This is a genomic window from Streptomyces sp. SID12488, assembly GCF_010548275.1.
In the GTDB taxonomy this organism is placed as follows: Bacteria; Actinomycetota; Actinomycetes; order Streptomycetales; family Streptomycetaceae; genus Streptomyces.
Window position 1 is genome coordinate 40,737 of record NZ_JAAGLT010000023.1, and the last position, 22,018, is coordinate 62,754.

The 22,018-nt window shown below is 70.4% G+C and carries 29 protein-coding genes and 4 pseudogenes; 15 read left to right on the forward strand and 18 right to left on the reverse strand.

All coding sequences use genetic code 11. From position 1 onward, the window contains the following. Window positions 1-29: 29 nt before the first annotated feature. A complete protein-coding gene (locus G3I56_RS44830; RefSeq protein WP_275406864.1) occupies window positions 30-158 on the reverse strand; it encodes a hypothetical protein in 129 nt (42 codons plus the stop codon). Between the two features lie 38 nt (window positions 159-196). Further along, window positions 197-262, reverse strand: a pseudogene (locus tag G3I56_RS44155) (antitoxin); the annotation flags it as partial. 250 nt (window positions 263-512) lie between these two features. Here G3I56_RS44155 and G3I56_RS29390 point away from each other — a divergent pair. Continuing rightward, the gene (locus G3I56_RS29390; protein ID WP_164414175.1) at window positions 513-1,304 is read left to right on the forward strand and encodes a hypothetical protein; all 792 of its coding nucleotides are present in this window, start codon (window positions 513-515) and stop codon (window positions 1,302-1,304) included. A gap of 29 nt (window positions 1,305-1,333) precedes the next feature. Here G3I56_RS29390 and G3I56_RS29395 read toward each other — a convergent pair whose 3' ends face one another. The 5 genes from G3I56_RS29395 to G3I56_RS29415 are packed head-to-tail and all read right to left on the reverse strand — an operon-like array spanning window position 1,334 to window position 5,339. Then, a complete protein-coding gene (locus G3I56_RS29395) occupies window positions 1,334-2,713 on the reverse strand; it encodes a HAMP domain-containing sensor histidine kinase (protein ID WP_164414177.1) in 1,380 nt (459 codons plus the stop codon). After that, complete coding sequence (locus tag G3I56_RS29400; protein ID WP_164414179.1) at window positions 2,710-3,372, reverse strand: response regulator transcription factor; 663 nt, start codon at window positions 3,370-3,372, stop codon at window positions 2,710-2,712. Before G3I56_RS29400 ends, G3I56_RS29395 begins: the two co-directional genes overlap by 4 nt. Beyond that, window positions 3,326-4,069: a phosphatase PAP2 family protein gene (locus tag G3I56_RS29405; RefSeq protein ID WP_164414181.1), complete on the reverse strand. Its 744-nt coding sequence runs from the start codon at window positions 4,067-4,069 to the stop codon at window positions 3,326-3,328. The genes G3I56_RS29400 and G3I56_RS29405 overlap by 47 nt, the downstream gene beginning before the upstream one ends. After that, a complete protein-coding gene (locus G3I56_RS29410) occupies window positions 4,066-4,674 on the reverse strand; it encodes a phosphatase PAP2 family protein (protein WP_164414183.1) in 609 nt (202 codons plus the stop codon). The genes G3I56_RS29405 and G3I56_RS29410 overlap by 4 nt, the downstream gene beginning before the upstream one ends. Then, window positions 4,671-5,339 (reverse strand): DedA family protein, encoded by a 669-nt coding sequence (locus G3I56_RS29415; RefSeq protein WP_164414185.1) that lies wholly within the window; start codon window positions 5,337-5,339, stop codon window positions 4,671-4,673. The genes G3I56_RS29410 and G3I56_RS29415 overlap by 4 nt, the downstream gene beginning before the upstream one ends. Before the next feature lie 131 nt (window positions 5,340-5,470). On the opposite strand from G3I56_RS29415, the gene G3I56_RS29420 reads away from it, so the two are divergent. Both G3I56_RS29420 and G3I56_RS29425 read left to right on the forward strand, forming a co-directional pair. Further along, window positions 5,471-5,842 carry a BlaI/MecI/CopY family transcriptional regulator gene (locus G3I56_RS29420; RefSeq protein WP_164414187.1) on the forward strand — a complete coding sequence of 124 codons (372 nt, stop codon included), beginning with the start codon at window positions 5,471-5,473 and terminating at the stop codon, window positions 5,840-5,842. Continuing rightward, window positions 5,839-6,768 carry a M56 family metallopeptidase gene (locus G3I56_RS29425; RefSeq protein ID WP_164414189.1) on the forward strand — a complete coding sequence of 310 codons (930 nt, stop codon included), beginning with the start codon at window positions 5,839-5,841 and terminating at the stop codon, window positions 6,766-6,768. Before G3I56_RS29420 ends, G3I56_RS29425 begins: the two co-directional genes overlap by 4 nt. A 56-nt stretch (window positions 6,769-6,824) precedes the next feature. Here the strand turns inward: G3I56_RS29425 and G3I56_RS29430 are convergent, their stop codons facing one another. Continuing rightward, on the reverse strand, window positions 6,825-7,013 hold the full coding sequence (locus tag G3I56_RS29430) for a hypothetical protein (RefSeq protein ID WP_164414191.1): 189 nt from the start codon (window positions 7,011-7,013) through the stop codon (window positions 6,825-6,827). Between the two features lie 108 nt (window positions 7,014-7,121). On the opposite strand from G3I56_RS29430, the gene G3I56_RS29435 reads away from it, so the two are divergent. From G3I56_RS29435 to G3I56_RS29450, 4 genes are read left to right on the forward strand one after another with little or no spacing between them, the layout of a single operon-like run. Next, entirely contained in the window at window positions 7,122-8,060 is a 939-nt protein-coding gene (locus G3I56_RS29435) for an ATP-binding cassette domain-containing protein (RefSeq protein WP_164414193.1), read from the forward strand. Continuing rightward, window positions 8,057-8,899 (forward strand): ABC transporter permease, encoded by an 843-nt coding sequence (locus tag G3I56_RS29440; RefSeq protein ID WP_164414195.1) that lies wholly within the window; start codon window positions 8,057-8,059, stop codon window positions 8,897-8,899. The genes G3I56_RS29435 and G3I56_RS29440 overlap by 4 nt, the downstream gene beginning before the upstream one ends. Before the next feature lie 27 nt (window positions 8,900-8,926). Continuing rightward, entirely contained in the window at window positions 8,927-10,219 is a 1,293-nt protein-coding gene (locus tag G3I56_RS29445) for a sensor histidine kinase (RefSeq protein ID WP_164414197.1), read from the forward strand. Beyond that, window positions 10,216-10,884: a response regulator transcription factor gene (locus G3I56_RS29450; protein ID WP_164414199.1), complete on the forward strand. Its 669-nt coding sequence runs from the start codon at window positions 10,216-10,218 to the stop codon at window positions 10,882-10,884. The genes G3I56_RS29445 and G3I56_RS29450 overlap by 4 nt, the downstream gene beginning before the upstream one ends. A gap of 93 nt (window positions 10,885-10,977) precedes the next feature. Here G3I56_RS29450 and G3I56_RS29455 read toward each other — a convergent pair whose 3' ends face one another. Then, on the reverse strand, window positions 10,978-12,024 hold the full coding sequence (locus G3I56_RS29455) for a sodium-dependent transporter (RefSeq protein ID WP_164414201.1): 1,047 nt from the start codon (window positions 12,022-12,024) through the stop codon (window positions 10,978-10,980). A gap of 92 nt (window positions 12,025-12,116) precedes the next feature. Between G3I56_RS29455 and G3I56_RS29460 the strand changes: the two genes are divergently transcribed. After that, window positions 12,117-12,956, forward strand: a complete 840-nt coding sequence (locus tag G3I56_RS29460; RefSeq protein ID WP_164414203.1) for a hypothetical protein — start codon at window positions 12,117-12,119, stop codon at window positions 12,954-12,956. Between the two features lie 23 nt (window positions 12,957-12,979). Then, window positions 12,980-13,129, forward strand: coding sequence for a hypothetical protein (locus G3I56_RS29465; protein WP_164321687.1), 150 nt, complete (start codon window positions 12,980-12,982; stop codon window positions 13,127-13,129). A 188-nt stretch (window positions 13,130-13,317) separates the two neighbouring features. Here G3I56_RS29465 and G3I56_RS29470 read toward each other — a convergent pair whose 3' ends face one another. Then, complete coding sequence (locus G3I56_RS29470; protein ID WP_164414205.1) at window positions 13,318-14,163, reverse strand: NmrA family NAD(P)-binding protein; 846 nt, start codon at window positions 14,161-14,163, stop codon at window positions 13,318-13,320. A 64-nt stretch (window positions 14,164-14,227) separates the two neighbouring features. On the opposite strand from G3I56_RS29470, the gene G3I56_RS29475 reads away from it, so the two are divergent. After that, a complete protein-coding gene (locus tag G3I56_RS29475; RefSeq protein ID WP_164414208.1) occupies window positions 14,228-14,563 on the forward strand; it encodes a helix-turn-helix domain-containing protein in 336 nt (111 codons plus the stop codon). A gap of 188 nt (window positions 14,564-14,751) precedes the next feature. Here the strand turns inward: G3I56_RS29475 and G3I56_RS29485 are convergent. From G3I56_RS29485 to G3I56_RS29515, 7 genes and pseudogenes are all read right to left on the reverse strand, one after another. Next, window positions 14,752-14,994: pseudogene (locus G3I56_RS29485) on the reverse strand (diaminopimelate epimerase); the annotation flags it as partial. A 60-nt stretch (window positions 14,995-15,054) separates the two neighbouring features. Then, entirely contained in the window at window positions 15,055-15,300 is a 246-nt protein-coding gene (locus tag G3I56_RS29490) for a hypothetical protein (protein WP_164414210.1), read from the reverse strand. Window positions 15,301-15,383: 83 nt separating this feature from the next. Continuing rightward, entirely contained in the window at window positions 15,384-15,926 is a 543-nt protein-coding gene (locus tag G3I56_RS29495; protein WP_164414212.1) for an NUDIX hydrolase, read from the reverse strand. Beyond that, a complete protein-coding gene (locus G3I56_RS29500) occupies window positions 15,923-16,198 on the reverse strand; it encodes a hypothetical protein (protein WP_239135175.1) in 276 nt (91 codons plus the stop codon). The genes G3I56_RS29495 and G3I56_RS29500 overlap by 4 nt, the downstream gene beginning before the upstream one ends. Window positions 16,199-16,420: 222 nt before the next feature. After that, the gene (locus tag G3I56_RS29505; protein ID WP_164414215.1) at window positions 16,421-17,266 is read right to left on the reverse strand and encodes a helix-turn-helix transcriptional regulator; all 846 of its coding nucleotides are present in this window, start codon (window positions 17,264-17,266) and stop codon (window positions 16,421-16,423) included. 26 nt (window positions 17,267-17,292) lie between these two features. Further along, the gene (locus G3I56_RS29510; protein ID WP_203690926.1) at window positions 17,293-17,802 is read right to left on the reverse strand and encodes a DUF6879 family protein; all 510 of its coding nucleotides are present in this window, start codon (window positions 17,800-17,802) and stop codon (window positions 17,293-17,295) included. Continuing rightward, a complete protein-coding gene (locus tag G3I56_RS29515; protein WP_164414217.1) occupies window positions 17,783-18,013 on the reverse strand; it encodes a hypothetical protein in 231 nt (76 codons plus the stop codon). The genes G3I56_RS29510 and G3I56_RS29515 overlap by 20 nt, the downstream gene beginning before the upstream one ends. Before the next feature lie 258 nt (window positions 18,014-18,271). Between G3I56_RS29515 and G3I56_RS29520 the strand changes: the two are divergent. From G3I56_RS29520 to G3I56_RS29535, 4 genes and pseudogenes are all read left to right on the forward strand, one after another. Next, window positions 18,272-18,613, forward strand: a pseudogene (locus G3I56_RS29520) (DUF317 domain-containing protein); the annotation flags it as partial. A 538-nt stretch (window positions 18,614-19,151) separates the two neighbouring features. Further along, window positions 19,152-19,586, forward strand: a complete 435-nt coding sequence (locus tag G3I56_RS29525) for an STAS domain-containing protein (protein WP_164414219.1) — start codon at window positions 19,152-19,154, stop codon at window positions 19,584-19,586. Beyond that, on the forward strand, window positions 19,583-20,320 hold the full coding sequence (locus G3I56_RS43315) for a hypothetical protein (protein ID WP_203690928.1): 738 nt from the start codon (window positions 19,583-19,585) through the stop codon (window positions 20,318-20,320). The genes G3I56_RS29525 and G3I56_RS43315 overlap by 4 nt, the downstream gene beginning before the upstream one ends. Window positions 20,321-20,435: 115 nt before the next feature. Further along, window positions 20,436-20,897, forward strand: a pseudogene (locus G3I56_RS29535) (monooxygenase); the annotation flags it as partial. Window positions 20,898-20,939: 42 nt separating this feature from the next. Here G3I56_RS29535 and G3I56_RS29540 read toward each other — a convergent pair. Further along, on the reverse strand, window positions 20,940-21,260 hold the full coding sequence (locus G3I56_RS29540) for a hypothetical protein (RefSeq protein ID WP_164414221.1): 321 nt from the start codon (window positions 21,258-21,260) through the stop codon (window positions 20,940-20,942). Between the two features lie 301 nt (window positions 21,261-21,561). Here G3I56_RS29540 and G3I56_RS29545 point away from each other — a divergent pair, with 301 nt between their 5' ends. Further along, window positions 21,562-21,801: a hypothetical protein gene (locus G3I56_RS29545; RefSeq protein WP_164414223.1), complete on the forward strand. Its 240-nt coding sequence runs from the start codon at window positions 21,562-21,564 to the stop codon at window positions 21,799-21,801. Window positions 21,802-22,018 lie beyond the last annotated feature (217 nt).

Genomic DNA, 22,018 nt, shown 5'->3' on the forward strand with positions numbered 1-22,018 from the left:
TTCATCGCGCCTTCATCGGGGATGCCGGTTCAGAGGGCTGCGGTCCGCGAGCGGGCAGCGGCCGGCAGCACACCGCCGAGGACCAACACGATGCCGCCGGAGATCAGCAGCGGGAGGTGGCCGTCGGCGCCCCAGGCGAGCCCGGCCCTGACGCTCATGCCGATGCGATGTCCGGTGAATCCCTGGTGGAGTGGTGTGGGTTGGCGAAGGACGTGGAGGACGTGAACCAGTCGGCGACGCCGATGTACGAGGCCACGGCCACGCACTGAAGGATCACCTGTCCCCCTGAACATTCGGGCGGTCGGCTGTCGCGTTCCTGCTTCTCGGCCGTTGTGGCAACGTCGGGAGAGCACCGGTATCACCAGTCGCGCGCCGTTGACCAGCCGATCGGCCACTGTGTTCAGGTTGTGTTCAGGCGCGGGCGGGCCTTGGGCAACTCGGGTACCGGAAGCGCCAAAACTCTGGCAAAGGGGTCTGGGGCAACCGCCGAACCCCGTGCCATCGTGCCTGCCATGACGACAGATCACCTCACTGACAACCGGCCTCCGCGCCACGCACGACACGTGGCAAGCAAGGTGCCGGAGGTGACCGTCTACTTCTGGATCATCAAGGTGCTGACGACCGGTATGGGTGAGACGGCCTCCGACTGGCTGGCCCGCCTGTTCGGCCCGATCCCTGCGGTCGGCCTCGGTGGCATGGCCCTGGTCGTCGCCCTGGTGGTCCAGTTCGCCGCCCGCCGGTATGTGGCCTGGATCTACTGGACGGCGATCGTCATGGTCAGCGTGTTCGGCACGATGGCCGCCGATGTCCTGCACGTCGGCCTCGGCGTGCCGTACACATTGTCGACCCCCTTCTTCATGGCCGCGCTGGCCGCCGTCTTCGCCCTCTGGTACCGCAGCGAAGGCACCCTGTCCATCCACAGCATCCACACCCGGCGCCGCGAGACCTTCTACTGGGCCGCCGTCCTGGCCACCTTCGCCCTGGGCACCGCCGCGGGCGACCTCACCGCCACGGTCGGCTTCGGTTATCTGGGTTCCGCCGTCCTGTACGCCGCCGCGATCGCTGTTCCGGCTGTCGCTCACCGCTGGGGCGGCCTGAACGCGGTCGTCGCTTTCTGGGCGGCGTACGTCATCACCCGCCCACTCGGTGCGTCCGTCGCCGACTGGATGGCCGTCGGCCACGAGCGGGGTGGGCTGGACCTGGGCCTGGGGCCGGTCACGCTGTCCTGGACGGTGGCCATCCTCGGCTTCGTCGGCTATCTGGCCGCCTCTCGCAAGGACATTCGGCGCGACCGCTTGCAGTGATGCGCGGGTGCCGCCGAGCGGGGCTGCTGTCAGCCGGCGGGCAGGCTGACGACGAAGCGTGCTCCGGGCGTGTGCCCGGGGTCGTAGGTCACCTCGCCGCCGACGGAGCGGGCCAGGCGTCGCGCCAGCGGCAGTCCCAGGCCCGCACCGTGGTGTCCGTCGCCGGGATCCGCGCGTTGCCCGGGCTCGAAGAGCCGTGCGGCGAACGGGGGCGGTACGCCGGGTCCGTCGTCGGTGACGTCGATGCGTACGCCGTCGGGTGTGCGGTAGGCGTGGACGGTGACGCCGGTGCGGGCGTAGCGGCAGGCGTTGGCCAGGAGGGGGCTGACGATGCGTTCGAGGAGGGCGGTCGGGACGCCGGCCTGTAGGCGTGGGCCGCCCGCTGTGACCGCCAAGTGGCTTGGCACGTCCAGGAGTTCGGTGAGGCGGTGCAGTGCGGGCAGAACCTCGGCGGTGCCCGGTGCGGTGAGGGTGGCGCCCCGGGCGTCGTCCAGGAGGGTGTCGCAGATGGCGCGCATGGACTCGGCGGCATCCGCGATGACCCGGTGGGTGGCGCGGGTCTGGCCGGTGGTGCGGGGGCGGGTCTGCCACCAGTCGAGTTCGGCGATGATCCGGCTCAGGGGCGTACGCAGCTCGTGCGAGAGTTCCCCGGTGAGCTGCCGCTCGTGGCGCAGCAAGGTGCGGATGCGGTCCAGCATGGCGTCCAGCGACGTACCGAGGCGGGCGAGTTCGGCCGGGTGCCCGGTGCTCCCGAAGCGTTCTTCGGAGGCGACGGCGCTCCACTGGATGGCCTGGTCGGTCATCGTGCGGACGGGGCGCAGCGCACGGCCGACCGCCAGCCGGGTCAGGGCGTAGGTGCAGGCGAGCATCACGGCGTCCAGGGCGAGCGATCCCAGCAGGAGGGTGTCGGCCGAACTGCGATAGGGGGAGAGGTCGAGCGCGGTGACCACCGTGGCCTCGCTCCTGTCGCCGGGCACCGGCTGGGAGCACAGACGCAGGGGACCATGGACGTCGGCGGTGACGCACCGTCGTCCGCCGCGCCCGGCGAGTGCGTCGGCGACGCGGGTCAGCGGGCCGGCGGCCGGTGGCTCTTCCAGCAGTCGGCGGCCGGCGTAGATCCACACGTTGGTGTCGAGGAGGTCGTCGTGGGAGGTCTCCAGCACGCGAACGGTCGTGCCGCTGGTGTCGACGGTCGTCGCGACGGCGGCGGCGCGGGCGCGCAGTTCGTCGTCCGCCTGGTGCTGGAGGCGGCGCTGGGCCACGGCGTTGAAGGCGACGGTGAGGACCAGCATCAGCAGCGCGGCCGTGGTGAGGGCCACGAGTGAGAGCCGGCCGCGCAGGGTGCGGGGCGCCAGCCGGTGGAGGACGGCGGTCACGGTGGGCCGCGGCCGGTGGCGGACGCCGCTCATGACAGGCGGTGGCCGATCCCGCGGGCGGTGGCGATCGTCCGGTCGCTGCCCGCCTCGCGCAGTTTGCGGCGCAGCCGGGTCAGATACTGGTCGAGGGTGTTGTCGTGGACCTGGGCGCCCTCGTGCCAGCCCGCCCGGACCAGCTCGCGGCGGCGCACGACACCGCCGGAAGCTGTCATGAGCGCGGCCAGGAGACGGAACTCGGTCGGCGTCAGATCGACCCCTACGCCCCGGACGCTGACCAGGTGCCGGACGGCGTCCAGGAGCAGGTCTCCCGCTGTGGCGACGGGCGGCGGGGCGATCCGTTTGAGGGCTGCCCGCAGACGGGCGGCGAGTTCGGCGAGATGGAACGGCTTGGGCAGGTAGTCGTCGCCCCCGGCGGAGAACCCGGACAGCCGGTCGGCCAGCCGGTGATGGGCGGTCAGGAAGATGACGGGGGAGCGGAATCCGTTCGCGCGCATCGCCTGGCACACGTCCCGCCCGTCGGCGTCGGGCAGCCCGATGTCGAGGACAGCGGCGGCGACGTCGCCGGTGGCCAGCCGCAGAGCGGTGGCGCCGTCCGGCGCGGGCACGGTGTCGAAGTCCTCGTCGCGCAGCCCGCGCAGCAGCACATCACGCAGGGCGTGATCGTCCTCGACGATCAGGATCGTCTGGCGCATGGTCATGGTTCTCCCTCTGTTCTCGTGCCCTGTCCGCGTCCTTCTTGCCGGCGGTCCAACGCTCGGGCAGCCAGCAGGCCACGGCGCACAGACACGCGCCCAGCCAGCCGAGGGCGAACAGCCAGCCGCCGACGACATCGGTGAACCAGTGCACTCCCAGGTAGACGCGGGTCAGCCCGACCAGCGCGCCCCAGCCGCCGATGACCAGGGCGAACGCTGTCCTGCCACGCGGGTCGCGCACCTGGACGGCGACGATCAGCAGCCCTGCGGTGAGGGCCGCCGTGGTGGTGTGACCGGACGGGAACGCCCATCCCGAGGCATGCGTCTTCCAGTCCGTCAGGGGTGGCCGCGGCCGGGCGATGAGCGCCATCACCGCGTACCGCAGCCCCTGACCCGCCCCCAGACAGGCCAGACAGAGGGCCACGGCGAGCGCCCGCTGCCGGAGGGTGCGTCCCGCGATGACTCCGGCCAGCGCGGCCAGCGCGAACGGGACGACGCCCGTCCCGGTGGCGGTGAGCCCACGGGCGAACGCCAGGGCCACGTCCGGCCGGTGGGAGGCGGACCACGAGAGGAGGTCGCCGTCCGCGAACAGCGGTATGCCGTCGTGGCCCACCACGACCATGGTCAGGACACCGAAGGCGGTCCACGCGCCGAGGCCGCAGCTGCCGGCCAGTTCCGCGACGTCGGCGCGCTTCATGACGCCACCACCAGCAGCGGACGCAGACGGGTGGCCGCGAGCCGCAGGGCCAGGGCTTCCGTACGCCCGCGCAGTACGGGCACGGCGAGCAGCGCGGTGACAACGCCCACCACGACCCCCGCCACCACATCGTGGGGGTAGTGCGCGCCGACCCAGACGCGCGAGGCCGCCATCGCACCGGCGGCCACCGCGGCGACCGTGCCGAGCCGGCGGGAGACGAACAACAGGGCGACGGCCGCGGCGGCGGCGACGGCCGCGTGGTTGCTGGGGAACGACCAGTCACCGGACGCCGGACACGCCTCCAGCGTGGCCACCCGCAGGCTCTGGCAGGGCCGGTCCTCGCGCACCAGCAGTTTCAGCGCCGCGTCCACTCCGTACGCCAGGACCACGACGAACGGCGCGGCGAGGGCCGTCACCGACGCGGTGGCGCCCTCCCGCCGGGCCTGCCACCAGCCGACGGTCATGAGCACCGCGAACATGGCGAGCCCGTACGTCGACCACGCGGCCACCGTGTCGTTCAGCCACGCGGGAGCGTGCCCGGCCAGGTGCACCACGTCGATGTAGGCCGGGCCGTCGACCACCGAGCCGTTGAGGGCGAGGATCATCCGCGCGCCGCCTTCGCCTTCGCGTCCCGGCGCGAGCGGTGCACCTCGGTGGCCACCGGGATCAGCGACAGGGCGACGATGATCGCGACGATCGGCAGCAGGTACCGGTCCACGTTCGGTACGGAGGAGCCCAGCGCGTATCCCGCGAGGGTGAGACCCAGGCTCCACACCAGCCCGCCGGTCACCTGCCAGAGGGTGAATGTCCGCACCGGCACCCCCAGGGCGCCCGCCATCGGGTTCAGGACTGTGCGCACCACCGGAACGAAGCGGGCCAGCACGATCGCCTTCGCGTACCCGTAGCGTTCCAGTAGTTCCTCCGCACGTTTCGCGCCCTCGTGCAGGCGGGCCGAACGGCTGCGGGCGAGCAGGGCGCCGCCGGCTCTTCGGCCCAGGAGATATCCGCACTGCGAGCCCGCCAGTGCCCCGACCGCCGCGGCGACCAGGAGCGGTGCGAGCGACAGCTTCAGGCCGCGGTCGGCGGCGCCGGTGCACAGCAGCCCTGCGGTGAACAGCAACGAGTCGCCCGGGAGGAAGAAACCGATCAGCAGCCCGGTCTCGGCGAACAGCACCACACCCACGCCCACCACGCCGAACGCGGAGAGCAGGGACCGGGCATCCAGCACGTTGGCGGCGAGCTGCGACGATAGGTGCACGGCTGTGGTCATCGTCGAGAGCACCTCATCCTTCATCCTTCTCCCGGACCGTCGGATGCGGCGCAACGGCACACCCGACGACTGACTACAATTCTGTAGACGGTCTACTGAACTGTAGACGATAGCGGGGTGAGGAAGGTTCCATGACCGACGCGAAGGACGAGAGGCGGCCGGCCGGTGAGCTGGAGGCCGCTGTCATGGCCGCGCTGTGGGCGGCCGGAGCGCCGCTCAGCGCGGGGCGCGTGCAGATCGAGCTCGGCTCCGGCCTCGCCAGGACGACGGTGACGACGATCCTGACCCGTCTGCACGAGAAGGGTGTCGTCAGCCGTGAGCGGCAGGGCCGGGGCTACGCCTACTTCCCCGTGCAGGACGCTCCCGGCCTGACCGCCCGGCGCATGCACACCGAGCTCGACCGGGACACCGACCGCCAGACGGTCCTGGCCCGCTTCGTCGCCCAGCTCAACCCCGGCGACGAGCAGCTCCTGCGCCGCCTCCTGGAGGGCGACGAGCTATGACCGCCCTCCTGCTCGTACCTCTGCTCCTGCCCTTCCTTGCGCCGACGCTTGCCCGCAGGACCCTCGGCCGCCTGGCCCCCGCCACCGCGCTGTGGATCCTCACCGCATCGGCCCTGGCGCTGGCCGGAACCTGCGTCGCCGCACTCGGCGCCCTGGTCCTGACCGGACTGCTCGAACTCCCCGCCCTCGCCTCCCTCGGTGAACTCGTCCACCCCCTGCGTACCCCCTCGGACTACTTCGTCCTCCCGGTGGCCGCCGCGGCCACCGGAGTGCTCACCCTCAGCGCGCTGACCCTCGCGCGCTCGGCCTTCCGGCAGACCCGCGCCTTTCGTACCGCCCGCACACAGGCCGACCGCCGCCCCGCCGCCGGTGACCTGTGCGTCGTCGACTCGCCCCACCCGGACGCGTACGCCCTGCCCGGACGGCCCCACCGCATCGTCGTCACCACCGCGATGCTGCGCAGCCTCGGCCCCGCCGAGCGCGAGGCCCTCTTCGCCCACGAACGCGCCCACAACCGGGCCGGCCACCACTACTTCCTGGTCGTCGCCGAACTGGCCGCCCACTGCCACCCCGCCCTGCGCGCCGTCCGTGACACCATCCGGCTCGCCGCCGAACGGGCCGCCGACGAGACCGCCGCCACCGCCGTCGGCGACCGACGCCTGATCGCCACGGCCATCGCCCGCGCCGCCCTTGCCGGCCACGCCTCTCCCTCCATCCGCCCGGACTTCGCGCCCGCGGCGACGACCGGCCCGGTTCCGCAACGCGTCGCCGCCCTCCTCGCCCCCTCCCCGGCGTGTTCACGCGCCACGCGCCCTGCCGCGCTGCTCCTCGTGGCCTGCACGGTCCTGTCCGTCGCGGCCGGAACAGTCGGCGTCGTCGACTTCCACCACGAGGTCGAGATCGCGCAGGGCGAGGCGAGTCCCTGAGCGGTTTGATCCCGGCGGACCACTGCCCGGGCCACAACCTGCCCGCCGCGTGATCATCATCGGGCGAGGACGGGCTCCAGCAGCCGGAGCAGGTCTCCGGTGGCGTCGGCGGCGCCCAACGCGGTGAGAGTGCCGAGCGCGCAGCGCATCCCAGGCGGCGGCCGGGCGCCTGCTGCGACGACTTGGGGGCGACGAAGACGGAGGGAACCGCAGGTGGTCGCGTGGTACCGCGGTACTACGCGCACGGCGCGGTTCAGCCTCCCGGTACCACGGAATCGGGGTGATTCGGCTCTTAGCGTGGCCGGTGAGGCGTCGGAAGCGACGCACGCCGGAGCCCGACAGGGAGAGCGCGAATGATCGACGCACAACAGCTGACCAAGAAGTACGGCGACAAGACGGCCGTCGACGGGCTGGACTTCGTCGTGAAGCCGGGCACCGTGACGGGCTTTCTGGGGCCCAACGGCGCGGGCAAGTCCACGACGATGCGCATGATCGTCGGCCTCGACGCGCCGACGAGCGGCTCCGTCACCGTGAACGGCCGGCACTACGCCCGACACCAGGCACCGCTGCAGGAGGTCGGTGCCCTGCTGGAGGCGAAGTCCATCCACCCGGGCCGCTCGGCGTACAACCACCTCAGATCCCTCGCGTTGACGCACGGCATTCCGGGCCGCCGGGTCGACGAGGTCATCGACCTCGCCGGCCTGGGCAGCGTGGCGAGGAAGCGGGCCGGCGCCTTCTCCCTCGGGATGGGCCAGCGGCTGGGCATCGCGGCGGCTTTGCTGGGCGATCCGCAGACGGTGATGCTGGACGAGCCGGTCAACGGGCTGGACCCGGAGGGTGTGCTCTGGATCCGCAACCTGCTGAAGGGGCTCGCCGACGACGGACGGACGGTGTTCGTGTCCTCCCACCTGATGAGCGAGATGGCTCTGGTTGCGGACCACCTGATCATCGTGGGGCGCGGCCGGCTGCTGGCCGACACGACCGTGGCAGACCTGATCCGCGAGGCGGGCGGCGACACGGTGAAGGTGGCGGCGCAGGACCCGGCGCGGCTGCGGGACGTGCTGGCGGGGCCGGGCGTCGACGTCACCGGTCTGATCGGCTCCGAGGAGCTGCAGGTGACCGGGCTGACCGCCCGCGAGATCGGGCTGAAAGCCGCGGAGCACGGGATCGCGCTGTTCGAGCTGAGCGCGCGGACCGTGTCGCTGGAGGAGGCGTTCATGGACCTGACCAGGGATGCCGTGGAGTACCACGGCTCCACGACCGGTATCGAGACCCTCGGGAAGTCCGCATGAGCACCCTCACCACAACCGTCGAGGAACCCCGGACCACCACCCCCGCCCGGCCCGCCTACCGGTTGACCGGTCGGCGCGTGCTCTCGTCGGAATGGGCCAAGCTGTGGTCCCTGCGCTCGACCTGGATCACCCTGGGCCTCGGCCTGTTGTTCCTGGTGGCCTTCGGCCTGATCTCCGCGAACCACTACAGGTCGGGGATCAACTCCGGCCAGACGGACCCGGACTTCGCCACGTCCACGGCCGTCAGCCTGTCCCTCTTCGGTACGAACTTCGCCCAGCTGGCCCTGGGCGTGCTCGGCGTGCTGGTCACGGCGGGGGAGTACTCGACCGGCATGATCCGATCGACACTCGCGGCGGTGCCCAGACGGCTGCCCGTGCTGTGGTCCAAGGCGGCCGTGTTCGGGCTGGTCGCGCTGGGCGTGGGAACGCTGGGCGGGTTCGTCGCCTTCCTGATCGGGAGCGGAATGGTTTCGGGCACGCCGGCGGCCATGGGCCTTTCGCACGCGGGTGTCGTACGGAGTCTGCTCGGCGCTGGGCTGTATCTCGGCCTGGTCGGGGTGATCGGCACCGCTCTGGGCGCGCTGCTGAGGTCGGTGGCCGGCGGGATCTCGGTGCTGGTGGCTGCCCTGATGCTGATCCCGGGACTGATCTCCCTACTGCCGAGCTCCTGGCGGGACGACATCAGCCCCTACCTGCCGTCCAGTGCGGGGGAGTCGATGTTCGCGCTGACCCACGACTCCACGACCCTGTCGCCGGGCGCCGGACTGCTGGTCTTCGTCTGCTGGACGGCGCTGGCGCTGGGCGGCGCGGCGTACCGGCTCGCGCGCTCCGACGTCTGACACCCGCACCATGGACAGGTGACGCCCGTGACCACCGATGACCTCAGCGGAATGGGACCGCTGGTCGCCCGTCTGTCCCGGGGCGGCCAGCGGCTGAGGCAGGCCGACCGGACACATCCGTGGGTGCTGGACACCGCGGTCGTCGTCGTGGTCTTCCTGATGTTCTGCCTGCCGGACCTGTTCCACGACGGTGTGGACAACAGCCACGGCGACGGCGACGGCCCGCCCGTGTTCCGGCTCGCCTTCACCCAGCTGCCCCTCGCGGGGACGCTGGCACTGCAGGCCGGGCTGGTACTGCCCCTGCTGTGGCGGCGCCACAAGCCGATGGCGGCCTTCGGCGTCATCGCGGCGGTGTTCGTCCTCCAGTGGTCCCTGGGCGCGGCGCTGCGCGCGGACGTCGCCCTCTTCGTCGCCCTGTACAGCCTGGCCCTGCACGGACGGCTGCGGCAGTTGCCGTGGGCCTGCGCGACCACGGCGGGCGCCATGGCGCTGGTCGCGGTCCGCGCGTCCTCGGCCGTGTCCGTCTGGGACGCGCTGTTCTTCCTGCTGAGCACGGCGACCGCGGCCCTCGCGCTCGGCCTGATGGTACGAATCCGCCGGGCCCAGCTCGCCGGACTGCGGGAACGGGCAGCCCGGCTGGAGATAGAGCGCGACCAGCGCAGCAGGCTGGCCACGGCCACCGAACGCACCCGGGTCGCCCGCGAGATGCACGACATCGTCGGCCACAACCTGTCCGTCATCATCACGCTCGCCGACGCCGGCTCCTACGCCACCGACATCGCACCCGAACGCGGCAAGGAGGCCCTGCAGCTCATCGGCGACACCGGCCGACAGGCCCTCGGCGAACTGCGGCGCGTGCTCGGCGTGCTGCGCGAGGCCACCGGCGTTCCCCCGGGCGGGCCCGAGCTCAGTCCGCAGCCAGGCATCGCGGACATCGAAGCGTTGTGTGCCAAGGTGCGCACCGCCGGGCTGGAGGTCGTCTACCGGACCTCCGGTGACGTGGACGCCCTGGACAGCGGGGTGCAGTTGACGGTGTACCGCATCGTCCAGGAAGCCCTCACCAACACCCTGAAGCACGCCGACACCGACACACAGGTGCGTCTGGCGATCGTCGAGAAGGACACCCGGCTGACCGTCCGGGTCCAGGACACCGGCCCGGCCACACCGTCCGGACCACCGAACGAGGAAGGACACGGCCTGGTGGGCATGCGGGAGAGAGCTGCTCTGTACGGCGGCACCGTCCATGCGGGACCGGCGGCCGGCGGAGGATGGAGCGTCGAGGCCGTCCTCGACCTCACACCCCAGGGCGGCGCCCGGTGACCACCGTGCTCATCGTGGACGACCAGCCGCTGCAACGCTACGGCTTCCACCTGCTCCTGGACTCCGTCCCCGAGACCGATGTCGTCGGCGAGGCCGCCCACGGCGCCGAAGCCGTCCGCAAGACAGCCGAACTGCGCCCGGACGTCGTCCTGATGGACATCCGTATGCCCGGCATGGACGGCATCGAGGCCACCCGCCGCATCGTCGCCGCCGGGGAGCGTTCCCGCGTCCTCGTGCTCACCACCTTCGACCTCGACGAATACGTCCACGCCGCCCTCCGCGCAGGCGCCAGCGGCTTCCTCCTCAAGGACGCGCGCCCCGAGGAGCTCCTCGCCGGCATCCGTGCCGTCGCCGTCGGCGACGCGGTCATCGCACCCGCTCTCACCCGCCGACTCCTGGACGAGTTCGCCCGCTACGTTCCCGCCCACCGCGCGGACTCCCCCGAGGACCCGGGACTGGGCTCCCTCACCGAACGCGAACGCGAGATCCTCGTCGCCGTCGGCAAGGGCTGGACCAACGGAGAGATCGCCACCCGGTTCGTCCTGTCCGAGTCCACCGTCAAGACCCACGTCGGCCGCGTCCTGACCAAGATCGGCGCCCGCGACCGCATCCAGGCCGTGATCTTCGCCTACGACCACGGCCTCGCCCGGCCCAGCGTGGACTGAACCGACGAGCTGCGGCTGGGAGGGCCGGGGCAGCCTGCCCGCCCCGGCCGGGACACTGGGACACCGGGCCAGAGGGCTTCGGCTGAGGCCCGCTCAGGGGCCTGCCGTGGGTGTGGGAGCACGGTCGCGCCTGAGGCGGGTGACGATTCGGCTCGCGGCGGCCTTCTGCAGCAGCCCGTAGGCGAGGACCGGCAGCAGCAGGTGCGGTTTGTCGGGCAGGGACGCGGTGATCAGGACCGCACTCGCGCTGCTGTTGTTCATGCCGCAGGCGAGCGTCAGCGAGGAGGCGGTACCCGCCTCCAGCCGCAGGACGCGGGCGGCGACCCGGCCGAGAGCGAAGGACAGCAGACAGACCACGGCGGCCACGGCCAGGGCGGCGGCGAACAGCAGCGGGCGGGGCCGGGTCAGGACGGATCCGAGGGCGCCACTGGCGTTGACGTAGGTCAGGAACAGCGAGCCGGTCAGGGCCAGTGGCAGCACCGTCCTGTGCAGACGGCTCAGCCACCGCGCGGGCAGGACGAGAGCACCCAGGCGGCCGGCCGCGCAGGGCAGGACCACGGTGGTGGCCAGGCCGAACCCGCCCTGGGCCAGCCTGCCGGTGTCGACGAGTACCTGCCCGTAGCCGCCACTCAGCAGCGGCGCCAGCGTCTCCAGCAGCAAGGGGGTGGTGAGCGGGCTGAGGAGGGTGGAGGCCAGGACGAGGCCCACCATCGTCGGCTGGTCGCCGTCGCCCTTGTCGGTCCACACGGTGGCCCCTGCGGCGACGGGCATCGCCACGACGAGGATCATCGCGGTGAGCAGCCCGCTGCCGCCGTCGGAGTCGGGGGTGCGCCGCAGCAGGAACGCGACGAACGGCACGACCGCCAGCGGGATCGCAAGGTGCAGCACGAGCCCGGCGAGCAGCGCCTTCGGGTGCCGCAGCAGGCGGCCCAGCTCGCGGACGGGCACCTGGAGCCCGGCCGAGAACAGCACCAGGGACAGCAGGAGCGGTGCGGTGTGGAGCGTCAGGTGGGTCAGCGGTAGGAGATGGGGTCGGCGCAGCCACAGGCCGGGTCCGGGCAGGAACAGGGCGAGGAGATAGGCGAGAACCACGGCACGGCCGAGCCGGTGCCGCAGCCAGGACGCGGCGCGGGTGTGCATCGGCCCATCGTGATCAGGCCGGACCCGGCGGCCCGGGAAAACCGCGCGGCAGTCAGGATGCGTTCAGGCAGCCGCTGGCAGTGTCCCGCCCCATGACCTACGAACTCTCTGAGACACCTGAGGCCGAACCGGGCACGAGTGCCTCCGCCCGCCCTTCGCACCGCCTGCGCTGGAACAAGGTCCCCGAGGTCACCGCCTACTTCTGGATCATCAAGGTGCTGTGCACGACGGTCGGCGAGACCGCGGCGGACCTGCTCAACGAGAAGGCCGGTCTGGGCCTGACCGGTGTGTCGGTCCTGATGAGCGCGCTGCTCGCGGTCGTCCTTGTCGTGCAGTTCCGTACGACCGCCTACCGCGCGGGCGTCTACTGGCTCGCGGTCGCCCTGATCAGCGTGGTCGGCACGCTGATCAGCGACAACCTCACCGACAACATGGGCGTACCGCTGGAGACGACCACCACGGTCTTCGCGCTCCTCCTCGCGGTCGTCTTCGTCGTCTGGTACCGGCGTGAGCGGACCCTGTCCATCCACAGCATCGACACCACCAGCCGTGAGTCGTTCTACTGGCTGGCCGTGCTGTTCACGTTCGCCCTCGGCACAGCGGCCGGCGACCTGGTCTCCGAGCGTATGAACCTCGGGTATTGGCTCGCGGCCGTCCTGTTCGCCCTGGCCATCGCGGCCGTCGCGCTCGCGCACTTCACGCTGGGCCTGGACGCGGTGTGGAGCTTCTGGATCGCCTACGTCCTCACCCGCCCGCTCGGGGCCTCGATCGGCGACTACCTCTCCCAGCCGACCGGCGACGGCGGCCTCGGTCTCGGCACCGTCGTCACCAGCGCGCTGTTCCTCGCGGTCATCCTCGGCCTGGTCGTCTACCTGGCGGTGACCCGCAAGGACGTCACGCAGCCGCAGAGCGCGGCGCGGCAGGGGAGCTGAGCTGTTCTCGACGCGGCGGGCAGGTGGTCAGCGAAACGGTTCCGCGCCCCGAACTGGAGCCCATCTTCACCGCGCTTGCCGGGCAGTGGGAGACGGACGGCCGCCTGGTACCGGGCCGGGCGGATGAGGAGTGGACGATCCTCGCCCGCCGCTACCCCTGGCCCGGACGCTGACCGTGCGGTGCGGGCACTGCCCCCGCACCGCACCTCCAGGGAGTACGCAGGCGCCACCGCAGGAGAACGCAGGCCAGCAGGAACCACGGGATTTCCCTGTCAAGTTCAGCGTGTTGAAGTCAGGGCGGGTCCCGGCCTGGGCGGTCGGTAGTACTTGAAGGCTTGGCCGGAGCTGACAGCGGTTGTGGTCAGAGGCCGATGTCGGCCAGCCACTGGCTTGTGGTCCGGGGGGTGACTCCCAGCAGCTTCTGGGCGGAAATCTCCGGCGCGATCGAGCGTCCGGGCATGGCGCTCATCGCCTGGTAGGCCCCTGCGATGTCAGCGGCGGCGCTCTCTCCGATCAGGGGCGCCAGTGAGGTACGGAACTCCTCGGCGGTGATCTGGTCGAAGACCACGTCCCGTCCGAGCCGGGCGCCGAACGCCTCGGCCAGATCCGGCCCCGTGATCGCCGGGTACTGGCCGACGGAGACCACGCCGGTGACGTCCGTGCGGTCGAGCAGGGCGACGACGGCGTCGGCGATGTCCAGGTGGGAGGCCCATGAGACGGGGAAGCCGGCCCGAATCGGGTAGGGCAGAACGCCGCGCTCGCGGACCGAGCCGATGACGTGCGGCATGAGCAGGTTCTCGAGATACAGCTCGGGCGCGATGACCGCGTGGGACACGCCGCAGTCGGCCAGGCCGGCGGCCAGTGTCGCGGCGGCACCGCCGATGGCCGGATCGATCGGGAAGCCGCTGGTGGAGAACACCACGCGGGCCGGCCGGGCCTCGCGGACGGCGGTGAGGATGTTGTGCGCGTAGGTCTGACGGTCCTCCTCGGAGGCCACCGGCAGGTGGACGAAGACCCCCTCGGCACCTCGGTAGGCGTCGGTCAGGTCTGCGGCGGAGGAGTATCCGGCGGCCACGACATGCTGCGCGCCGTGCACGACGGCGTCGGGATTGCGGGTCAGAGCGGTCACGGACTTGCCCGTGGCGGCGAGAGCGGCGACGACGGGGGCACCCTGGGCGCCGGTGGAGCCATGAATCACGTAGGTCATGGCGCCATTAGTGCATGCGATGCACCAGTTACATCAACTGCACTAATGGGGTACGGTCAAAACTGTGACCGATCCCTGTCTGCCCGAGTGCGGTGTCGCCCGCTTCCTTACGCTGCTCAACGGACCGTGGGCCACCCTGATCGTGCGCGAACTGCTCCACGGCCCCCACCGGTTCACCCGGCTGCGCGAGGCTCTGCCCGGCATCAGCCCGCACACCCTGACCAGCCGGCTGCGCCAGTTCGAGCGGCACGGCATCGTCACCCGCACGACCTATGCGGAGATCCCGCCGCGCGTCGAGTACGCGCTGACCCCGCTCGGCGAGGGACTGCGTGAGGTCCTGGAGGCCATGGGGACGTGGGCCATGGCGGTGCCGGATCCCGAGGCCGGCGTCACCGCCTGACGTACACCTGGCCCGGCGGCCCGGACGCGGTCACGGCGAGGACGCGAGCCGCTGCCGCAGGGCGTCGTTGTCGTCGTGGTGGACGACCTCCTCGAAGCGCAGCCGCAGCCCGTGCTTGCCCAGCAGTTCCGCCACGCCGTACGGAGACTCATCTCGCGGAAGCCGTGGTCGCAGTGTGCGGCCCAGGCGGTACACCGCAGGGCGTTGCCGCACATCGTTGCGATCGAGCCGTCGGCGTTGAAGCAGCCGACTTCGAGGACGACCGGGCTGATGCTGATCAGGCTGCTGATGACAAGGCCGTCCGCGCCTACGCCGGTTCGCCTGGCACAGAGGCGTTCCGCCTCCTTCGACCAGTCCTTCTCGCTGTCCGGTGTGGAGTCGGTTAACAGGACGAAGTCGTTCGCCGCTCCGTGGATCTTGCGGAAGCGCATGGCAAAGCTCCTCGCTGGGCTGAGGTGAAAGTTCTCGCCGTGGCTGAACTGGGCTTGGGGTCAGAGGAGTTCGATGGGCCGATACGTGGTCGTCGGCTCCCTCATGACCCACGGGGAGTGCCCGTCGAAGATCAGCACCCGGTGCCCCGCGGTGCCGGCGGACCTCATGTCGCGGACCTGCAAGTACTGCCCGTCGACGCACACGAAGTCGCCTATGCGGACATCGCTTGGCTGCCTCTGACCGGCGATGGTGCCGAGGGGAGGAGGGGGTGCAGGAGTCGGGTCGGTGGTGCGGCGCTCGTACATTCAGCCTCTCCAGATGGACAGGAGGATCGAGCCGCCGAGTGCCAAGAGGCTTGCCACGTAGGCGAGTTGTTGGTTCCGAGGGCTCATGGGGCACCGACCAGGTGGCCGTGAAGGCGGTTGCGGACTGACGGGATACCGATTTCTCCGAGGGGCGTCCAGGCCGCTGAGCCCGTTTCGATCACCAAGGGGGCGACGGCCCCAGAGTGGGCCCGGAAGAGGTATCGGAAGCCGATCCGGAGGCGGGGGCCATATCCGTGTTGCCCGGCTCGGGTCACGTCGATCAGGAAGGGGTCCTCGCTGTCGGGTTCCGTCCACACCTCGCGAATGCCGACCGCCTCGGCCAACAGACGCAGGGCAGCCCCGCTGAGTGAGTCGTCCTGTGCTTCCGGTTCCGCTTCGGCAAGGGCGAAGGCTCCTTCGTGCCGTAGGGACAGGACGCGATTGCGTTCATCGACGACGACCGCGCCCGTCGTCACGAGGGGGCAGCGCCGGCTGTGGGTGCAGGTCCCGCGCTGTGCGTGGTCGCGGGCGGCGTCGTACACCGGCATCAGCGGCATCTTCTCGTCAGGGTGCTCGTGGATGTAGTGGGACAGCTCCCGGATGATCTGGTCCTCCCTGACACTCACGGGGCACCGAGTCCGTGGCGCTGGGTATAGATCCACAGGAGCCTTCGGGTGATGTCGGCGGCGTCCCGGAGGTAGATGAAGGCGCCGAACGACGGAGTCTCAGCGGTCGGACGGTTCTGCAGGTCGAGGAGCCGGTACCCCGTGCGGAACAGATCCCGCACGTCCTCGTCCTCGGCCGCCCCCAGATCTTCACCGAGGAGAAGATTGAGGTGCCCGATGATCTCCGGCAGGGACCCGTCCATGTCCTTGCGGGTCGAGGTGGCCATCTGCATGGCGAGCACTGCATCGGTGCTCTCGGAGATCGTCTCGACGTCGACCGGGAGAACTTCGGTTCCAGCGCTGTCGGTTGCTCTCGATGCCTTGCCACTACTTGCCACTACTTGCCACAGTGATCACCGCTTCGCCCCTTCAGCGCACGTGTTCCAGCCGTGCCAGTAACGCTAGGAAGAGAGGCGGGAGGGGGTTCTACGAGTGTGCCGGAACTTGCCCGGCGTTCACCCCAGGGATTCGATGGCTGCCGTGATGATTTCGCGTGCGGCCGGGCCGTAGACGGCAAGTTCGGCCAGATCCGTGAACGTCTGGGCATACATGGCAAGTTCATTTTTCTGCGTGACGGCGAGGTGGGCCGAGACGAGTTCGACGTGGACCGTGTGGTCGTCGTACAGGAAGAAGCCCTCGACGGGCCAGAGGCTGGAACGGTCGGCGTCTTCAGGAATGATGCCGACGCTCACCGAGGGGAGCGCCATAACGCTGAGCAGATAGCCGAGTTGACCGGCCATCACCTCCGTTCCGCCTATGCGTTTTCGGAGCGCTCCTTCTTCCAGAAGGATGGCGAACGTGTGGTTGCCGTACACGATCTGCTGCTTCTCCACACGCACTCTGACGGCCGCCGGAACGTCGTCAATGAGGCCGCGACGATCGCGAATAGAGGTGAGCAGCGCGGTGATGTACGAGCCCGTCTGCACCGGGCCGGGAATCAGCCACGGCGAGTAGATGCGGAAGCGCTGAGTGCGTTCCCACAAGGGGAGGACGGACTCCTGGGCCTGCTTCAGGCCGGTGCGCTCCATCCGGCGCCACTCGACGTACATGCCCTCGATGCCACGGGCCGTGGAGACGAGATCCTCGGCCGCGCTCTGTGCGCCGCAAGCGGCAGCCCACGCACGAAGGTCACGCTCCGAGGGCGGCCGTGTGCCGCTCTCGAAGCGCGAACACTTCGACTCGTGCCAGCCGAGGCTGGTGGCCAATGCTCGCTTGGTGAGCCCGGCTTCGAGCCGGATTTCGCTCAGGCGTTTCCCCAGGGCCCTGCGGGCTTCCTGAACGCTTGAAGATGGCGATGTCATGTCGCTGCAAGGTGCCGTTCGAACTGTCAGGCCGGCTGGAACTCTGCGTGAGGTGTTGCCCGCGCCCACACGGCTTCGAAGGCCGACTCGCAGAGCTTCGCGACCTCAGGGTCTTCGGTGAGGTCCATCTCCATGTTCTCGCCTTCGCCGTCGAAGTGGTTGACGAGGACGAGACTGGAGTCGAAAAGCCAGAAGTCGTTGCCCGGAAGTGCGAGGCCCGTTGCATTGCGCCGGGAGAGCCAGCGCACGTCTTCGCCGGCGGCGATGTTGAGCCCGTCCGTCACGTCGTACTCGAAGCGGATGTATTCGCTGACGGGGGTCGAGACGACGCGTGCCCGGCGCACTTCGACGCCTCGTGAGGTCGCTTCGGTGACGATGCTGTGCCAGTCGGACCAGCGCTCGGCCGGGTCGAGCGTCGCGCCGACTTTCCAGTCGATGAAGGCCGGGTCCGACTTCATGTAGGCGTCGCGCATCTCCAGATGGACGGCCGTCCGCTGGCAGTCGCGGAACAGTTCCTCAAACGTCGGGGTCCTCATCGGCCTTCTTCACCTCCAGGAAGAACTGCACCATGCGCCGGGAGATCTCCACCACCGACTCATGGCCGGGGATGTCCATCTGCCCGAGACGCTCGATGTCCTCCACCTTCAGCCCCTGCACGAGGTAGCTGTCCTTCTCCTCGTCGAGGTAGATGGTGGGGGAGCCGCCACTGGGACTCTCCGGGTCCTTACCGAGCTTGCGCAGGGCCATGATGTCCTCCTCGGACGCCGGTAACGATCTCTGTGCCAGAGCTTGCCCGCGACGGTGCCGTGAAACGAGGAACTTGCCGAAACTTGCCAGGAGTACGGAAGTTGACCTTACGCGGCCAGGGCAGAGCGACGAGTGGCAGGCCAGCCGGAGGGATCCCTGAGATGGCCGGATTCGATTGCTGTCCGCCCCTCCTCGCCGGGAAACCTTGGTCGGTGCAAGTGGGCGCGGGTCCCTTCGACGATTCACCAGTTCGCCGACGGGCCTGAGACGGTCCTCGACGCGCTCAGTGCCCGGGGCTGGATCCGCGATGTGGACCGTCCCCGTACCACCGCCACGGACCCCGGGTTGTCCTCCAGTGTCTCCTTGGAGATGGTGCCGCCGCTCATCGAGGACGCCGATCCGCGCCCTGACCTGGTGGGTTGGCAGGCGTGGGCGGAACCCGTGCTCGGCGCCGCATATCTGTGGTGTGCCAGCTTCAGCGCCAGCGTCCCCCACGACTTGGTGGCCGTGTTCGCGTCATCGCTTGCCTCACCGGTCCCGGTGCTCCGCCGCACAGTGCCCGAGAGCGCCAAGGGGCGGCTCACCGTCGTCCGCTGCTGACTGCGGTCGTGCCAGGCTGGTCGGGTGGCCTGGGGGTGCGATTGACGCTGTTGGTTAATTCGAGTCCGGTTGCTTCGTCCCGTCGAGTTGTTGCTCGGCGGGACGGACCGCCCCACCCCCACCACCAACTACATGTGGGCACGTGGAGTGGCTGGTGCGGCATCTTCCGCTGTGCGTCGGTTCACGCGGGCCGGCGGGCCATCGCCCGCCCGTGTCGAGTGCGGCAGTGCGGACCCGTAGGAACCGCCCGGTCACCACCGTGTAAACATCGCGATGCGCCTCTGCCGAGCCGACCGTGGGGGCGGCCTCAGGACTATGCTGCGTACGGACGTCCCAGACCCCGGCGGGCCACCGCTGCTTGGCGCACACGCCTGCGGAGAGCGGATCACTCGTCCGGTCGCCCAGCGCATCCCCGAGGGAACCGGCTGGGTCCAACGCCCCGTTACATCGGCTGCTGGATCGGTCATTCACCTGCCCGCACGCCAGTACGGCCGTACCGGGAGCCCGGCACGGCCTCGTGAACCGAGGCACCCCGCTCATGAGCAGCCCACCCCTCCTGAACGTCTACCGGCACGACACCGGCAATCGGGCGCTGGTCATCCTGACCGGTGAGATCGACCTGCATTCGGCGCCCCTGGTGCACGCGTCGCTGCAGCGGTGCCTGCGCGACGGCATCCGCGCCATCGACGTCGACGTCACCGCCGTGACCTTCTGCGACTGCAGCGGTCTCAACGCCTTCCTCTACGCCTTGCTGCACACCGCCGCGGCCGGAGGATCCCTTCAACTGCACCACCCCAGCCCGGCATTGGAACGGCTCGTCGCCCTCACCGGATCCGGTTCCCTCTTCCTCGCCCTCCCGGACGCCTTCGCCGGGAGCCCGCCGCCCCCGTGGCCCTCTCATCTGCACCAGGCCGCGCACTGGCCCGCTCCGGCGCTGCCTGCACTGCCTGCGCTTCCGGGCGGTGTGTTGTGACGGCCTCACCCGGGTCGATCCGGTCACGGAGGCGCCTGGACCATCAGCCGCTCACCGCAGACACGAGGCCCCTGAGCCTGCGTCGGCTCAACCGCTGGCAGGCCGAGTGTCTGCGGGAGGACCTGGCGGACCTGTATACGGAGTCCTGTGCCACGCCACCCGGTGGGGAGTACCGGCTGCGGAAGGACTTCCTGCGCCGTCTCACCCGTGACACCTGGCGACCGGGATTCGCCCTGCTGACCGCACAGGCACCGGACTTGGCGGGGTACGCGTTCGGATTCTCCGTGCCACGTGACGGCACCTGGTGGAGCGGATTCCGCGGACCACTCCCCCCAGAGGTCGCGCGACTCACCGCGTCCGGACAGATCTTCGCCATCAGCGGGATGGTGGTCCGCCCCGCCGAGCGGTACCACGGCCTGGCCGACCGTCTGCAGGAGCGGCTGCTCGCCGACCACCGGGCTCTGCTCGGCGCGACCCTCGTGGACCGGACCCACCGTGCCGCCTGTGCCGGGTTCCGGTCACGCGGATGGCGCGACATCGGCCTGCTCTACAGGTCACCGGGTCCTACTGTGCTGCGGGTCCTGGTCCTTCCCCTCGGAGAGGGGAAGGCGGCGGAGCCGGGAGCCTCGCGCACCATGCAGGATCCAGCGGCCGCAGGAGCATCAGAGGCGAGGCACGCACGTCGGAGTCACCGGATGAGCAGCGAGGTATCAGGCGTGTCCAGTGAGGGCTGACGGCCGGTCGACCCGGGCCCAGGGGTTGGTGGCCGAGCAGGCGGCGGACCGATGCCGGCATCGCCGTCCTGGTCCTGCGCGGTACGGGGGCCGACGAGCCATACGACGGATACATGCCTATGTGACACCGGTCGGCGACGACCTGGTGGGCATCGCGATCCTCAGCCGCAGGCGTTACGGGTACGACGAGCACCTGGCCGCCTTCCCGGCCCTCACCGTCTCGCTGCGCGGCCCGGCCACGACGGAGGTATGCGGCGCCGGACCGATGCTGCAGCGGGTGCGGCACAGAACCGTCGGCCGTGTTCTGCTCGTCGGCGACGCAGCGGGCTACCTGGACGCTCTCACCGGCGAGGGCATCGCCATCGCGCTGGCGACGGCCGGGGCCGCCGTCCGCTGCCTGGCCGCCGGACAACCGGACAAGTACGAGCACGCCTGGGCCCGGCTGACCCGGCGCCACCGACTGCTGACCGGGGCCCTGCTGGCGGCGAGCCGCCGTCCCGGCACTGCCCACCTCATCATCCCCGCCGTATCCCGGATGCCCCCGGTGTTCTCAGCCGCCGTCCACACACTGCAGTAGCGGACCGGCCCTTTCCCCTGCCGAAAGCCGTGGGCGCCGTGCCTATGCCGAGCGGGTCAGGGCGACTCGAACCTTTCGATACGCCCTCGTCATCGAGTGGTCTCGCGTCCCGTCGGAGTGCTCGCGAAGGAGAGCCGTGGGATCGGAGCGCCGGGTGAGCTGCCGTAGCCTGGCGCGGCTGCTGTGCTCGACGAGGATCGGCACGTAGGTGGGGATACGGGCGTTGCTGAGTGGCTGGTAGCAGTCCTGCACCACATCACGCACGATTGCAGCCGTCAGCAGGTTGGCGTAGGAGGCCGTCAGTCGGTCCGTCAGCGCCTGAATGGTGTCAGGTACCGCAGCTTCGGCCGTGTTCGCGCCCATGGGGCGCTCCTCACTGTCGCAGATGGCCGGCCGCGGCATCCGATCAGTATCCGGGTGCTCGATGGCGGCCTGTCCACTTCCCAGGGTTGCACGGATAGCGTCCGTGCAACGGCCCACCAGATCTGTTCATGAGCTCGACAGGTCGGACGGGCCGACCTGCGGGCCGGGCGGCTGAAAGAGGTCGCCGCCGACCCCGGCACGGGATCTGCGCGACTGATCGACGCAGTCCGGGGAACCTGGCATGCAGCGGCGCAGCCACCGGGATCAGTGTGGCTCGTCGTCCATCGGCAGGGGTAGACAGATGCTTGCATTCGTGGCCGCCGCGCTCTTCGTCATCGCCTTCGTCATCCGTGTCAGCGAGACGTCGACCCAGGTGGCCTTCAGCCCGACGAATCTCATGCTCGCCGGGCTTGTTTTCCTCGCCCTGCACTTGGCAGGCGTGGGGTCCGGCTGGTCCGCCCGGCGAAGCTCCGCCCGGCGAAGCTCCACCAGGGGAAGCTCCGCCCGGCGGACCAGCCGGAGAAGCGGAAGCCGACGCTGAGCAAAGTGATGTGTTCCCTCCTCGCGCCGACGGATCCGAGACGCGGAGCCGCCGCGGATTACCCACCAGCCGGGCCGAGTTGCGCGGGAGCGATGGGGCGGAGTACCTGCCCCTGCCCGCCTCGCGACTGGGGACCGCGGTCCTGGCTGGTCTGCGGGGTCTGAAGAGTCGTGCCCATGCCAGTGCGGGGCTCATCGGGATCGGGTTTCCGCAGGGT